Here is a 17,550-nt window from a genome sequence, read left to right as displayed (position 1 = left end):
AAAGGTGAAGAAAGATGGAAAATGCACTCATTGCTTTTGCAAGTAGCATCCTGATTGGGGCAATTTTTTTCGGGATCTTATGGTGGGAAGGCTCGTGGTTCAGTCTTCGATTTACGAAGTGGTACTTTGGTATATTATTTGCAGTCTCGATAGTAGTAGGAGGGTATACCCTTTTTCAAGGTTAATGGAAAAATAGACATGTTCAGCCTTCTCAGGTATCGATGAATTTCTACACCAGACTACCCGAGAAGGTAAACATGTCTATTTTTGTTTTATAATAAACCAATGGATACGCTATGATTTGACATAAAATTCAGATATGGTATAATGTACCTAATTGGTAATCTATTACATTTTATACTTTGATTAGGTAATTGTTCTAAAAATTCCCCTCTTCCTAGTAGAATCTGAAGCTACCTTTCCACGATTCGAAGGAACAATTTACCATTCAATTGCAATACTGTCCTGCATAGGTGTTTCATACTCAACAGTATTCCAAACACTACTCCACTTTTTCACGAATTCATAGCAATTCGATTCACTTACCTTCCCGTTCACATCTCGTTTGTAGCCGCTTTGAACATGCCCAATAAAATTAGGAAACAACATGTTTGTTTGGTCAACTATTCTGACCTTTTTTGACGCTGCTTACTTGCTTCACCTTAACGAATCGGGTGTCCGGTCTTTATCATGGACGATTCGCTGAGTCAACGCCTACTTTGTAAAGGAGGGGGAGGCTTACCGACCAATATCCATTTTTAAAGTCTGATCAAGCAGAGCGGGTGAGGAACTTCACCATTTTAGAGGGTTCCCCCTTCATTATCAAGCTCAAAAAAGGAGGATAATCATGACCATGAAAGATCATGTGAATCATTGGCTTTCAGAATTGGCAGAAGAGGCTCCATTGCTGCAGCTTCCGTTTGATGTCCCGAGACTGAATAATGCTCGTTATGCGGAAGAGACGCAATCGATTGACTTGTCAAAAACGGTGGGGGAACAAGCAAGATTACTTTGCATGCAAGAAGAGACTGACATGTTTACACTACTCTTAGCTGCATACTATAGCTATCTTTACAGATATACGGGGCAAAACGACATTCGGATTGGTACGATAGCAGGTGATAGCTCTGCCTTTTTTACAAGTCGAGTAATTGTTGGTGGAACGTCGAATTTTAAGCAGCTGTTGAACGAGGTCAAAGATAATGTGTTGGAGGAGGAGCCTGCTAGCAACTCCGAAACTACGAAATTATTTCATACCTTTTTAAGAGTGGGAAAAGCCGGGGATAAGGATAACAGACTTTTTGTCGACTCCCAAATAGCAAATGTAGAGCTGCGTGTTGATGTCGAAGAGGCCGAGGGCATGCGCATAACATTCACATATAATTCCTTCTTGTTTACACAACAAACAATACGACGAATGATCGAGAACTTTTGCAACTGGATTGAACAAGCAATCACTGATGTCGAAACGCCTATCGATTTGTTGAGACTGATAGCCAAATCCCAAGAGAGAGAATTGGTAGACGACTGGTGCAGGAATGACGAACCCACGAATGTTCCTGATACAATCATGACTGCCTTTAGTTTCCAGGCCAATCGCAATCCCGATGCCATCGCGCTCGTTTTTAAGCAAGAGAAGATGACTTATAGGGAATTGGATATCCGCTCAAATCAACTAGCGAATTACCTCCGGAAGATTGGGGTAACGACTGAAGGATTGGTGGGGATATGCCAAGAGCGTTCCATAGAAATGATCGTGAGCATATTAGGTGTGTTGAAAGCAGGAGGCGCTTATGTACCGATCGATCCTGCTTATCCTGTTCAAAGACTCCACTATGTTATGGAAGATGCAGCTTTACAAGTAGTGATTGTGGATGAAGCGTCCGCAACAAAAGTGCCTGACGGAATAAAAGGGGTAAAATTGTTGGATTATTGCGAAAATTTGTCGAATGAAAGCACGGAGCCCCCTGCAATTGAAGTAACCGGCCACAATCTTGCTTATGTCATCTATACCTCCGGTTCGACAGGAAATCCCAAGGGGGTAATGATTGAGCATCATTCCGTTATGAATTTTCTTCAAACGCTGGAGAGTCGCAGTCCTCTTTTACATACGGACAGGCTTTTGCAAAAAACGTCTGTTTCCTTTGATGCTTCTGTTTGGGAACTCTTTTGGTGGATGTTAAAAGGTGCTAGCCTGTACATTCTCCCGAGTAGCGATGAGAAGGACCCCGCCTTGCTTGTGAAAGCAGTCGAGACGCATCGAATTACCCATCTTGAGTTTGTTCCGTCAATGTTGAAAGCCGTATTGGATTATATAGAAAATCAGGGTTCTTCTTCTGCATTATCCTCTTTGAAATACGTCACAGTTGGAGGGGAAGTGCTTCCGCCTCATGTTGTTGCGAAAAGTATCGATCTATTGACGATTCCTTATGGTACAAGCTTATACAACACGTATGGGCCGACTGAGACGACAGTCGAGGTGGCCAGCTTCCCATGCCATTCAGATGATAAGCACACGCAAATACCCATTGGAAAACCGAATGCGAATACACAGTTATACGTGTTGAACGACCGTTTGCAAATTCAACCTGTCGGAGTTGCTGGAGAACTGTATGTCGGCGGATCAGGCGTAGCAAGAGGTTACTTGAACCGCCCTGAATTGACAAAGGAACGCTTCATTTCCAACCCGTTTTGTCCAGGATCAGACTCGCGTTTGTATCGAACGGGAGACTTGGTTCGGTACTTGGCCGACGAAAACTTGGAGTATATCGGGCGAAATGACAGCCAGGTAAAAGTGAGAGGGTACAGAATTGAGCTGGAGGAAATTGAAGTTACGTTAGGCAATCATTCGACTGTGGAACAAGCAATCATTGTGGCGAAAAAAGACGCCTATGAAAATAACAAGCTGATCGCTTATGTGGTCGGGTCTGGAACGATAACAGAATGGCGTGATTATCTGAAAGCTCAGCTTCCAGAGTTCATGGTTCCAGCGTATTTTGTGAAAATGGATGTTTTCCCGCTTACACCCAGCGGAAAAATTGATCGTAAATCACTGCCAGAGGTAGGCAATAGTCGCCCGCATGTTTCGACGGAATATGTAAAACCGGAAACTGAATGGGAAACGAAGCTCTTGGATATTTGGAAGGATTTGTTCGGATACGATGAGATTGGAGTCGAGGATCATTTCTTTGAATTAGGTGGACATTCGTTGTTGGGGACTCAAATGATTGCGAGAATCCGTGCTCTTTTCAAGAAAGAGATTCCGTTGTCTGCTCTGTTTGCCTATCCGACGATTCGGAGCATCGTACCGATCATAGCTAACGCAGATGAGGTAAATGCAGTGGATGCATTCCCTGCCATCAAAAGGGTATCACGAGATCGAGAATTGCCGCTTTCTTATTCGCAAGAAAGAGTGTGGTTTTTAGAGCAGTTAAGTTCCAATAACTTGGCTTATATTTTTCAAGCCACAATGAGAGTGCGTGGGAGGCTGGAGCTCCCTATTCTCAATAAGTGTTTTACGGAGATTGTGCGCAGACATGAAATATTCCGAACCGTTTTTCATGAGAAAAATGGACAACCGTATCAGGTGATCTATGAACCATTCGATGTGGAATTGCCTGTTATCGATGTTTCGCACTTACCTGAGAGTGATCGTGCTGCAAAAGTTCAAAGACTGATTCAAATGGAGATCAAAAAGCCGATTGATATCTCGCAGCTACCATTGGCGCGCTGGATTGTTTACAAGATTTCTGAGTGGGAATCTGTCATTTTGTTTGTGGAGCATCATCTGATTCATGATGGATGGTCATTCCGCAAATTTTTAAAAGAGCTGTTTACGCTGTACAGTGCCTATCTTGAAAATAAACCGTCCCCATTGGCTGAATTGCCGATTCAATTTGCAGACTATTGCGTATGGCAAAATGAGCTGTTTAAGCGCGGCAAGGAAAACAAGCAGCTAACGTACTGGAAGAATCTACTGGAAGGAGCCAATGGGGTTCTGGAACTGCCCACTGATCGGCCACGACCAGTCAATCAAACCTTTAACGGGAATATGTTCACCCAATTAATACCGGAAGAGCTGTATCTTCAACTGCGTGATTACTGCATGAAAACAAACACGACCCTCTTTATGGTCATGATGGCTGCGTTTCAAACCTTGCTCCATCGTTATTCCAGCCAAGAAGACATTATTGTAGGTTCGGGTATCGCGAATCGGCGTTGGAAAGACACGGAAGAATTGATCGGGATGTTTGTTAACAATATTGTGATCCGTCAGCAATTTACCGACACTATGACGTTCCGGGATGTATTGCAAGACGTGAAGAGGTCAGCCTTGGAAGCGTACGAGAATCAAGAGATTCCTTTTGATCAAGTAGTCGATGCGTTGAAACTGAAGCGTGATCAAAGTCGCAACCCTCTATTCCAAGTCATGTTTAGTTTCCAGGATGCAAAAGTCACTCATTTGCCTGTATCCAATCTGAATATTCAACTCACCGAAGGCATTAGCAACGGATCGGCCAAATTCGATATCAACGTCGTGGTGACGAATCACGAGGAGCTCTCTTCTTCCCTTTTAACAAAGGATGAATACGGAAGTATCAGCCTTGACTGGGAATACAATACGGATTTGTATGACGAATCTACCATGCGCCGCATGTTTGCGCATTATATTGAATTGCTGAAAAGCGTTCTTACGCACAGTGACCGGACGCTGCATTCCATGCCTATGCTGACCGCTTCTGAGCAGAATCAAATCCTCCAAGAGTGGAATGACACGGAAGTTGCGTTTGAGGATCAGAAAACGCTCCATCAAATCTTCGAGGAGCAAGCTGCACGGACGCCAGAGAGAATGGCGGTTGTATTCGGCAACGAACAATGGACCTACAGGCAAATAAACAACCGGGCAAACTTCCTGGCAAGCAAATTGCGAAATCTGGGAGTGAAGCCGGATACATTAGTAGGGTTAATGAGTGAGCGTTCTCCCGACATGATGATTGGTATTCTTGCCATTCTAAAAGCGGGTGGAGTGTATATGCCGATGGACACAGCGGCTCCGAAAGAAAGGCTGTCCTACATTCTCCGGGATAGCGATACGAAGGTCGTCGTCATGCAGGAGAAATTCAAGACAGCGATTGATTTCAATGGACCTGTCCTGTTATTGGAAGAGAATAGGCCAGATCAGGATGTAGAATACGATAATCTTGAGTCGGTTGCCCATTCGAAAAATTTGGCGTACGTCATCTATACCTCAGGTTCGACGGGAGCACCAAAAGGAGTCATGATCGAACATTGCTCGGTTGTCAATCGGATGAACTGGATGGTCCATCGCTACCCTATGAACGAGCATGACACCATTTTGCAAAAAACGCCCTATTGTTTTGATGTTTCCGTAACGGAATTAGTCCTGTGGTTTTTCACTGGCAGCAAACTCTGTTTCCTCGCTCCCCATGCAGAGAAAGATCCGGAGCTTATCGTCAAAACGGTAGCCCGGCACCAAGTAACCTATATTCATTTTGTTCCTTCTATGCTCAGCATCTTTTTAGATCATTTGGAAAACGTTGATTGCGCAGAGGAAATCAAAACTTTACAGCGAGTTTATACAACCGGGGAAGCTCTGAGTACGGAACAGGTTCAACGTTTTCATCGATTAATCGGGCAACGGAACCATACGACGCTTATTAATCTGTATGGTCCTACGGAAACGACAATTGAAGTGACCTACTATGATTGCCAGGCCGATAGCAAGGTAATCCCCATCGGTAAGCCTATGGATAATATTCAAGCGTATATCCTCAATAAGGAAGGCGACCTGCAGCCAATAGGCGTGATGGGCGAATTGGTTATTGGGGGCATTGGACTTGCACGAGGGTATATCGGAAGGCCCGAGTTAACAGTTGAACGTTTTGTCCCGAATTCTTTTGGCAATCGATCTGAAAGGCTCTACAAGACAGGTGACTACGCGCGGTGGATGCCAGACGGCAATATTGAGTACATCGGCCGTATGGATAATCAAGTGAAAATTCGCGGTTATCGGATTGAATTAGGTGAAATCGAAGCGGTTATGAGGAAGCAACAGGGGGCAGGAGAAGTTGCCATCATTGCCCATGAATATGAGCCGGGGGATAAACGATTAATCGCTTATTACAGTGGGGCATCAGAGGTCGAGACATTAAAAAACCATTTACAAAAACAATTACCGCCTTATATGATTCCTTCTTATTTTGTACGGGTGGAGGAAATGCCGCTTACATCGAGTGGCAAATTGGATCGTAAAGCATTGCCACTGCCTGAGATCCATATGGTAAGCCATCACTACACAGCGCCACGAAACTCAACAGAAGAATTGCTCGCACTCATCTGGAGTGAAGTTTTAAAAGTAAACCCAATTGGGGTATATGATTCGTTCTTTGAATTGGGCGGGCATTCCCTGTTGGCAACACAGGTTGTATCGCGAATACGAGCGGTGTTTGGTCAACATTTACCCCTCCGAGCGATCTTTGATTGCCCGACCATTGAGGGCTTGGCGAAGCGGCTAACCGAATTGCGTCAAGGCGAGAAAATGGTTCAATTGCCTGCTCTCGTGCAAGTGGATAGAACGGAACCGATCCCGTTATCTTTTGCGCAGCACCGGTTGTGGTTTTTTGACCAACTGGAGCCCGGAAGCAACGTCTATAACATTCCCTATGTATGGCGCTTAAGCGGTTCATGGGATGTTGCCGGCTTAGAAAAAGGATTGAACCAATTGATTGAACGTCATGAAATGCTTCGTACCGTATTCGCAAAACAAAATGGCGTCCCTGTACAGCTCGTTAAGCCGCATCAACCAAGAGCACTGCCTGTCGTGGATGTAAGCAGTCTATCTGCGGATGAAAGAGAGAAGCAGGTCCAGCATTATATTCAACGGAGTGCTGATCGCGTATTTGACTTGAGTCAAGGGCCGTTGATTGAAGCCGAGCTGATTAAGCAGGATGAATCGGAGTATATACTGCTTTGTACGGTCCACCATATTGTGTTCGATGGCTGGTCAGAGGATATCTTGCTGGACGAGTGGATGGCGTTTTATGAAGAAGCAATCGGCGGAACACCTGCCAATCTGCCACCGCTATCCATTCAATACGGAGACTTTGCAGTATGGCAAAGACAATGGTTATCGGATGAGACGATGAAAGAGCAAGTGGCGTATTGGGAAAAGGAACTTGCAGATGAGCTTACGGTGCTTCAGTTGCCGTTCGATCGTCCACGACCAGCCATTCAAACGTATGCAGGGGATATGCAGCATATCGATTTGGCCCCTTCATTACTAGAAAAACTAAAAGCTTTCAGCAAACAAGAGGGTGCTTCTCTGTTTATGACATTGCTGGCTGCCTATCAGGGCTTTCTCTCTCGCTATACCGGACAAACAGACATTTTGGTAGGAAGCCCGGTCGCGAATCGCACTCGAAAAGAAATGGAAGGGGTAATCGGGTGCTTTGTAAACACGCTGGTTTACAGAGTAAACGTCGAAGACAATCCAAGCTTCAGGCAATTGGTCGCCCAAGTCAAAGAAAAAACGTTGCGCGGGCAAGAAAATCAGGATGTGCCCTTTGAAAAAATCGTAGAGGTCCTTCAGCCGGAGCGAAATGCCAGTTACTCCCCTGTCTTTCAAACAATTTTTACAATGCAGACCCATCTGAGAAACGTAAAGCAATGGCCAAATCGAACCATTGAGCCAGTGAAAAGCACCATCAAGGTTGCCAAATTTGATTTGTCCATTTCCATAGAAGTGAATTCAGAGCACTCGTTGACGATTTCATTTGGCTACAATACAGACTTATTTCATCCGTCCAGCATAGAACGAATGATCGGACATTTTGTGAATTGGCTCGAACAAGTGATGGCATATCCTGAGGAGTCTATAGAAGGCTTGCGACTGATTTCAGAAGAGGAAGAAAAGCAACTGCTGGAAATGTGGAGTAATCATTAGGAGGTGCTGTATGCAAGATTCCATTACCGCATTATTGGAAGAACAAGTGGAACTTCATCCTGATGCCATTGCATTGGTATACAAAGATGCAACCCTTACCTACAAGGAGCTTAACAGCAGAGCGAATCAATTGGCGCATTATTTAAAATCGTGCGGGGTTGGAGCAGATAGCCGAGTAGGCTTGTACATGGATCGCTCGTTTGAAATGATCATCAGTATGATCGCTATTTTAAAGGCAGGCGGGGCCTATGTCCCGCTTGACCCTGCCTACCCCGAGCAACGATTGCTTTATATGCTGCAAGATGCAAGCATTTCGATTGTGCTGACACAAGAAAGCTTGGTGCCCAGACTGCCGGACGGATTGAAAATCGTTTGTCCCGATCTGGACGCTAGCAAGATCAGCAAGGAATCAGATGCGAATGTAAGAGAGAGCACGAATTCGGAAAGCCTAGCCTATTTGATGTATACATCCGGTTCGACAGGAAATCCGAAAGGGGTGCTCATCCCGCATCGAGGGGTGATTCGACTTACGAAGCATGCTTCTTACGTAACCCTCACATCGGACGAAACCATGCTGCAACTCGCCTCGATCTCCTTTGATGCGGCGACCTTCGAAATCTGGGGGAGCTTGCTAAATGGCGCGAAATTGGTGATTTATCCATTTCACGGTCTGTCTCTGGAAGAGTTGGGACAAGTCCTGCGTAACGAAAAAATCAGTACGCTATGGCTAACCGCAGGCGTTTTCCATCAAATGATCGATTACCGGATTGAAGACTTAAGGGGAGTGCGTCAATTGCTGACGGGCGGCGACATCGTGTCTGCCAAGCATGCGCAACGAGCCTTGGACATGTTACCGGATACACTGGTGATTAATGGATATGGTCCGACAGAAAACACGACATTTACTTGCTTTTATCACATTACACAGAAGAGCGAGATTCAACATTCCGTTCCGATCGGTCGACCCATCAATGATACCGAGGTCTTTATCCTGAACGATAAGCAAAAGCTCGTTCCTGTTGGTCTTGTGGGCGAATTATATGTGGGGGGAAAGGGACTCGCTTTCGGGTACTGGAATCGGCCGGAGTTGAATCAAGAGAAATTTATTCCGCATCCCTTTCAACAAGACCCCGAGGCTCGGTTATACAGGACGGGCGACCTGGTGAAATTTGTGCCAGGGCGAGGAATCGAATTTATCGGGCGAAAAGATAATCAAGTAAAAATAAGAGGAAACCGGATTGAGCTCGGGGAGATTGTAGCTGTCCTCAGTCAGCATGAGGGCGTAAGAGACGCTGTCGTCCTTGTACATGAATATGGAGCGGATGATAAACGGCTGATTGCTTATATCACCGGGGACGGGGATGTCGAAGAATGGAAGCGGTATGCGAGTGAACAATTGCCGCCTTTCATGGTCCCTTCCTATTTTGTGAAAATGGACGCTTTTCCGCTTACAGCCAACGGGAAGGTAGACCGTCAAGCATTGCCGTTGCCTGAAATGCGTACGACGAAGGATGAGTTTGTCGCGCCACGTACGGATACAGAGAAGCGGATCGCAGAGATTTGGCGTGAAATTTTAAAGGTGGAGCGCCTTAGCATCCATGACTCTTTTTTCGATTTGGGCGGACATTCGCTGCTTGCGACGCAGGTCATATCCCGCTTGCAGGATGCCTTCCAACTGTCTGTCCCGTTGCGCATCTTGTTTGATTGCCCGACGATCGCAGGCCTGGATGCCAAAATTACGGAGCTTGACCGGGATGGCAAAAGAGAATGGATACCAGTTATTGCTAGAGTCTCTCATCGAGACAAGCTGCCGTTATCGCATGCCCAGCAGCGTCTATGGTTTTTGCATCAATTGGAACCGGAGAGTACGGCTTATAATGTCCCTCACATGTGGCGTTTAACAGGAAAATGGGATGTGCATGCGCTGGAAACGGGATGGAATGCGTTACTTCAACGCCATGACATCTTACGCACTGTGTTTTCGAATGAAGGGGGGCAACCTTTCCAGGTCATTGAACCCCATGTGTATCGAACGTTGCCCGTGATTGATCTACGAGATCGATCTGCTGACGAAAAAGAAGAGCAAATCCACGACTATATCGAGCAGGAAGCAGACAAAAGGTTTGATCTACAACAAGGACCTTTGATTCAAGCCAAATTAATCGTCGTTGAAGAGGATCAGTTCCTTTTGCTGTGCACGATGCATCATATCATTACGGATGGCTGGTCAGAGGATATCTTATTGGAAGAATGGCTGGCCTTTTACGAAGAAGCAGTAAGTGGAACACGTGCGGAGCTGCCAGAATTGCCGATTCAATATGCGGATTTCGCCGTATGGCAGCGCGAATGGCTGACGGATGAGGTAATGGGCCAACAACTGGATTATTGGAAAGCGGAGTTGTCCGGGGAGCTTCCTGTCTTGCATTTGCCGATCGACCGCCCAAGACCAAGCATTCAAACTTATGCCGGAAGTATGCATAAGATTGTGCTGGCATCCGAACTGCTTGAGAAGCTGAAAGCGCTCAGTCGGCAAGAGAATACGACTTTATTCATGACCCTGCTAGCCGCTTACCAAGGCTTTTTATCCAGATATACCGGACAAACTGATATTTTGGTAGGTAGCCCGATAGCAAACCGAAATGTAACGGAAATCGAAGGCTTGATTGGTTTTTTCGTCAATACGCTCGTCTACCGGGCAAACCTCCAAGACAATCCAACGTTTAAGCAATTGCTTGCCCAAGTAAAAGAAAAAGCGCTTCTAGCACAGGAGTACCAGGATGTCCCGTTTGAAAAAATTGTAGAAATGCTGCAACTGGAACGCAATACGAGCTACTCTCCGGTATTTCAGACGGTATTCACATGGGCAGAAATGGGAGCGGATGTTTATCGTACGTCCGGTGGACAATTAGAAAAAATGCCGGTTCAGATCAATGTGGCGAAATTTGATCTTCAGTTATCCATGGGTGAGTCCGAGGCTGGCCTTGTGATGAACATGATCTACAACACGGATTTATTTGATCCATCCACGATTGAAAAAATGGCAGACCGCTTCGGGCATTGGTTGCAAGAGCTTGTAAACGCACCAGACGTGCCGATGGCCTTGCTGGAATTGTTGAGCGAGGAAGAACGTCACAAACTCTTGCTGGAATGGAATCAGACGGAGGCTACCGTCTCCACGCAAGATTCCATCCCTACAATATTTGAAGAACAAGTCGAGCTTCATCCTGACGCCACTGCATTCGTATACAAAGGCAATAGCCTATCCTATAGAGAGCTTAACAGCAGAGCGAATCAATTGGCGCATTATTTAAAATCGCGCGGGGTTGGAGCAGATAGCCGAGTAGGCTTGTACATGGATCGCTCGTTTGAAATGATCATCAGTATGATCGCTATTTTAAAGGCAGGCGGTGCCTATGTTCCCCTCGACCCTGCCTACCCTGATCAACGATTGCTTTATATGCTGCAAGATGCAAGCATTTCGATTGTGCTGACACAAGAAAGCTTGGTGCCCAGACTGCCGGACGGATTGAAAATCGTTTGTCCCGATCTGGACGCTAGCAAGATCAGCAAGGAATCAGATGCGAATGTAAGAGAGAGCACGAATTCGGAAAGCCTAGCCTATTTGATGTATACATCCGGTTCGACAGGAAATCCGAAAGGGGTGCTCATCCCGCATCGAGGGGTGATTCGACTTACGAAGCATGCTTCTTACGTAACCCTCACATCGGACGAAACCATGCTGCAACTCGCCTCGATCTCCTTTGATGCGGCGACCTTCGAAATCTGGGGGAGCTTGCTAAATGGCGCGAAATTGGTGATTTATCCATATCACAGTCTGTCTCTGGAAGAGTTGGGACAGGTGCTGCGTGACGAGAAAATCAGTACGCTATGGCTAACCGCAGGTGTTTTTCATCAAATGATCGATTACCGGATTGAAGACTTAAGGGGAGTGCGTCAATTGCTGACGGGCGGCGACATCGTGTCTGCCAAGCATGCGAAACGTGCCTTGGATATGTTACCAGATACTTTGGTGATTAACGGGTATGGCCCGACAGAAAACACGACATTTACTTGCTTTTATCACATTACACAAAAGAGCGAGATTCAACATTCTGTTCCGATTGGTCGACCCATCAATGATACCGAGGTTTTTATCCTAAACGATAAGCAAAAGCTCGTTCCTGTTGGTCTTGTGGGCGAATTATATGTGGGAGGCAAGGGACTAGCTATCGGATACTGGAATCGACCAGAGATGAACCAAGAGAAATTTATTCCACACCCATTTCAAAAGGACCCCGAAGCGAGATTATACAGGACGGGCGACCTGGTGAAATATGTGCCGGGGCGAGGAATCGAGTTTATCGGGCGAAAAGATAATCAAGTAAAAATAAGAGGAAACCGGATCGAGCTCGGTGAGATTGTAGCTGTCCTCAGTCAGCATGAGGGCGTAAGAGACGCCGTCGTCCTTGTACATGAATATGGAGCGGATGATAAACGGCTGATTGCTTATCTCGCGGGAGACGGGGAGGTCGATGAATGGAAGCGGTATGCGAGTGAACAATTGCCGTCTTTCATGGTCCCTACCTATTTTGTGAAAATGGACGTTTTCCCACTTACAGCTAACGGGAAGGTGGACCGTCAAGCATTGCCGTTGCCAGAAATGCGTACGACGAAGGATGAGTTTGTCGCACCACGTACGGATACGGAGAAGCGGATCGCGGAGATTTGGCGTGAAGTTTTAAAAACGGAAACGGAACGATTGAGCATCCACGATTCCTTTTTCGATTTGGGCGGACACTCGTTGCTAGCGACGCAGGTCATATCCCGCTTGCAGGAAGCATTCCAGTTGTCTATCCCGTTGCGCATCTTGTTTGAATGCCCGACAATCGCAAGCCTGGGTGCCAAAATCATGGAGTTGGGCCGGGATGGCAAAAGAGAACGGACACCAGCTATTGTGAAAGCCTCGCATCGGGAAAAGTTGCCGTTATCGCATGCCCAGCAGCGTCTATGGTTTTTGCATCAATTAGAGCCGGAGAGTACGGCGTACAACGTTCCTCACATGTGGCGCTTAACTGGGCAGTGGAATGTGCATGCACTGGAGAAAGGGTGGAATGCGCTTCTTCAACGCCATGCCATCTTGCGCACTGTGTTTGCGAATGAAGGGGGCCAACCTTTTCAGATCATTGAACCGCATGTGTATCGAACATTGCCTGTGATTGATCTGCGAGATCGATCTGCCGCCGAAAAAGAAGTGCAAATTCACGACTCTATCATGCAGGAAACAGACGGAAGGTTTGATCTACAGCGGGGACCTTTGATTCAAGCCAAGTTAATCGTTGTTGAAGAGGATCAGTTCCTTTTGCTGTGCACGATGCATCACGTCATAACTGATGGTTGGTCAGAGGATATCTTATTGGAAGAATGGCTGGCCTTTTACGAGGAAGCAGAGAGCGGGGTACGTGCGGAACTGGCAGAATTGCCGATTCAATACGCAGATTTCGCGGTATGGCAGCGCGAATGGCTGACGGATGAGGTGATGGGGCAACAACTCGACTATTGGAAAGCGGAGTTGTCAGGGGAGCTTCCTGTCTTGCAGTTGCCAATCGATCGACCAAGACCAAGCATTCAAACCTATGCCGGAAATATGCACAAGATGGTGCTGGCAACTGAACTGCTTGAAAAGCTGAAAGCGTTCAGTCGGCAAGAGAATACCACTTTATTTATGACCCTGTTGGCCGCTTACCAAGGCTTTTTATCCAGATATACCGGACAAACTGATATTTTGGTGGGCAGCCCCATAGCGAACCGAAATGTAAAGGAAATCGAAGGCTTGATTGGATTTTTCGTCAATACGCTCGTCTACCGGGCGAACCTCCAAGATAATCCAACGTTCAAGCAATTGCTTTCCCAAGTAAAAGAAAAAGCGCTACAGGCACAGGAGTACCAGGATGTCCCGTTTGAAAAAATCGTCGAAATACTACAACTGGAACGCAATACCAGCTACTCCCCGGTATTTCAGACGGTGTTCACTTGGGCAGAAATGAAAGCGGATGTCTATCATTCGTCCAGTGGTCAATTAGAGAAAATGCCGGTTCAGATCAATGTGGCGAAATTTGATCTTCAGTTATCCATGGGTGAGTCTGAGGACGGTCTCGTAATGAACATGATCTACAACACGGATTTATTTGATCCATCCACGATTGAAAAAATGACAGACCACTTCGCGAATTGGTTGCAAGAGCTTGTGAACGCACCGGACGTGCCGATGGCTTTGCTCGAATTGTTGAGCGAGGAGGAACGTCACAAAATTCTCGTGGAGTGGAATGATACAGCAGTCGCCATTCCGGAGAATACATGCCTGCATGATTTGTTTATCGAACAAGCAAAAAAGACACCAGAACTCATCGCAGCAGAATACGGGAGTGAAACAATAACCTATCGAGAATTGGATAGACGTTCTAACCAGTTGGCGCACTACTTGATGATGCTGGGTGTTGGACCCAATACGCCTGTCGGGATCTGTATGAATCGCTCTATTGAGCTTGTCATCTCGATCCTCGGCATCGTAAAGGCTGGCGGAGCATTTCTCCCTCTGGATACAGAGATGCCGCAAGCGAGGATGGCGAAACTGTTGGAAAGCTCCCAAACCAACATATGTCTATCTGAGCCGGAGTTCATGCACCTGTTTGGACAAGCCACTCATGTCAGATGTATAGATTCTCATGCGGAAAAAGACAAAATAGCAAGCATGCCAGAAGGATTGCCGGAGCAAACCGTAAAACCGACAGATTTGGTTACGATTTATTACACGTCAGGTTCGACGGGTAACCCGAAAGGCGTGGAAAACCTCCACTTTGGTTGGGTAAATCGCATGTTATGGATGCAGCGACAACATGGCTTGGAGCAGGGTGAGTCTGTTCTGCAAAAAACAACCTTAACATTTGATGATGCAGCTGTTGAGTTTTTTTGGCCATTGTCTGTAGGGGGACGGATATCACTCTTGGAACCATGGCTGCATCGGGACCCTGAGGCGATTATCCAGGCTGCCATTCACTATCAGGTTGCGTGCATTCAATTTGTACCGAGCATGCTCAATATGTTTGTGGACGCCCTTACCCCGGAGGATGCAGCCAACTTGCACAAATTAAAAAATGTCATCTCCAGTGGTGAGGCGCTCTTACCCGAAACAGTAGGCAGGTTCTTTAAAAAGCTCAATGCCAAACTCCATAATACGTGGGGGGCCACAGAAGTATCGATTGACTCCACCATTTACACATGCTCGCCAATGGACGCGCTGGAAAAGGATTGTGTGAGTGTAGGCAAGCCGATTGATAACAACAGAGTTTATGTGCTTGACCACAATATGAAGGCTGTCCCAATTGGCGTCATTGGCGACCTTTATATTGGTGGCCTTGGATTGGCCAGAGGCTATCTGCATAATAGCGAGAAAACCCAGGAAGTATTTATGGAGAATCCGTTTGTACCAGGAGAAAGAATATATCGAACCGGCGACAAGGGATACTTCCTGCCTTCGGGCAACATTAAATTCGTAGGCAGACAAGATAATCAAATCAAGATTAGAGGCATGCGGGTGGAATTGGGTGAAATTGAATCCACATTAAGCAGGCATCCGTCCATTCGTGAAGCAGCCGTTATTTCTGTTAAAAACGACAGGTCAGCTACCGAATTGGCCGCATATATCGTGGGGGACGGGGATGTAAACGAATGGCGGGCATTCCTGAAGGAGCACTTGCCTGCTTATATGATTCCAACTTATTTCATGAGGTTGGACAGCATTCCCAAAACGACGAGTGGGAAAATTGACCGAAATAGACTGGAGTTACCATCGGTTAAATCAAGCGATTTCTCGATCATCGGGCCACGCACGATACCTGAGGAGCTTATCCACTGCATCTGGTGCGATATATTGCAGGTGAATCAGATTTCGATCAAAGACTCATTCTTTGATAGAGGTGGACATTCCTTATTGGCTACGCAAGTCATTTCCCGCATGCGGACCGTTTTTGGGATGGACATTCCATTGCGCACGATATTTGAGTTTCCAACCATTGAAGCGATTGCTGCCCGTATATCTGAGATCAAGCAAGGCAGCGAGACGAATACACGCATCCATGAAGTGTCGCGAGTGGAAAATCAGACAGATGTCTCCTTATTCGAAGTATCCCACGGGCAGAGAAGACAATGGTTCCATGCAAAATTCAGTGACCAAGAAGCAGTAGGAGGTGTTTACCTCTTTGAAGTAGCGGGTCCCGTTGACAGTCATTCTATGCACAGGGCTATGGCCCTCATGTTTGAACGTCACAGGATCATGCGCACGACGATTATAGAAAACGAAGGGCAATTGTATCAAAAAGTGCATGACGACCTTGAGGTGGAGAATGCGTTTGTAGATTTGTCTGCATTATCTGTGACGGAAGGCGAGCAGCGCATCAAAACCGATTTGCAATCCGCCCTGTACAAGCCATTCGATTTTTCAAGAGAGTCTTTCTTCCGGATGACTTTGTACCGAATGACACCGTCGAAGCATTTCCTCATCTTGAGTGCTCATCATATTGGATTTGATGGCTGGTCGTTAGATGTGTTTATCAATGATCTCGCGGACATGTATCAACAAGTAGAGAGCGGCGTGCAAAAGGAGTTTTCCAAACCATTGGATTATATGGATTACACCTTGTGGCAACAAACACGCTTGCAAAATGGAGAACTGAACCGACAACGGGACTATTGGTTAAAACAGCTGCAACAAAATGTAGATGCGCCGTTCATACCGCGAGAGACACAGTCGTTTACACACGGCAACCGAATTTCAAATGTAGCCTCGCTTCCCATTGAGCAAGAGACGGGCCAATCGCTTTTAGAATTGACCCGAATGGCTGGTGGTACCGTCTATACGAGCTTGCTTGCGGCGATCAACATTTGGCTGTCACTTCTCACGGATCAAACAATCATTACTGTCGGATCGACCTTATCTGGCCGTACGCAGACGGACCTTGAAGGAATTATTGGTCCGCTAATCAATCCGGTCGCCATGCGTACAGACTTGTCTGGCAACCCGACCGTACTGGAAATGATGAACAAAACAAGAGAAACCGCATATGGTGCGTACGAGAATCAAGAGTATCCGTACAATTTGGTCGTAGAGGATCAACATACTGCCACAGGCGATAAGAAGAATTTGTATTCCATTGTTTTTATTGGACAACACGTATCGAGCAATCCGCCTGAATCAGCTGAAATTACCTTTACGGAATGTCCGTTACGTCGTTTTCTGGATGAAGCGATTATCCAAACGTACGAAGGCAGTCACTTCGTTCAAGATGATCAATTGGATATGATGTTATTTTTGTCCACGCGGCAAGACCAACTGACGTTAACGGCACATTACAACACGGAAGCATTCAGCGAGAATGCCATGGATACGTTACTGGATCAGCTAAAGCATGTCATCTGCCAAATGATCGACAATCCAATGCAGCGCTTGTCTCAAATAAACCTGGTTGAAGAATATGATTTCAATGAACTTTTCAGCTAACTAGATGATGGCTGTTGGGGCATGCTGGTGAGAG

General features: G+C 46.3%; 2 protein-coding genes. Both read left to right on the top strand.

Annotation, left to right across the window (positions count from 1 at the left end; all coding sequences use genetic code 11):
• Positions 1-847: 847 nt before the first annotated feature.
• Positions 848-7,963, top strand: a complete 7,116-nt coding sequence (locus KB186_RS16705) for an amino acid adenylation domain-containing protein (protein WP_232774016.1) — start codon at positions 848-850, stop codon at positions 7,961-7,963.
• A gap of 10 nt (positions 7,964-7,973) precedes the next feature.
• Positions 7,974-17,516, top strand: coding sequence for a non-ribosomal peptide synthetase (locus KB186_RS16700; protein ID WP_232774015.1), 9,543 nt, complete (start codon positions 7,974-7,976; stop codon positions 17,514-17,516).
• Positions 17,517-17,550 lie beyond the last annotated feature (34 nt).

The sequence above is a fragment of the Brevibacillus sp. AF8 genome (assembly GCF_021270385.1).
Taxonomy (GTDB): Bacteria; Bacillota; Bacilli; order Brevibacillales; family Brevibacillaceae; genus Brevibacillus.
Note: the sequence above shows the minus strand (reverse complement) of the source record. Positions and strands in the feature narration are given on the sequence as shown.

What these genes read in the sequence shown, in the direction of transcription:
- KB186_RS16705 (WP_232774016.1), top strand. Translation starts at nt 848, where the DNA reads ATGACCATGAAAGATCATGTGAATCATTGGCTTTCAGAATTGGCAGAA.
- KB186_RS16700 (WP_232774015.1), top strand. Translation starts at nt 7,974, where the DNA reads ATGCAAGATTCCATTACCGCATTATTGGAAGAACAAGTGGAACTTCAT.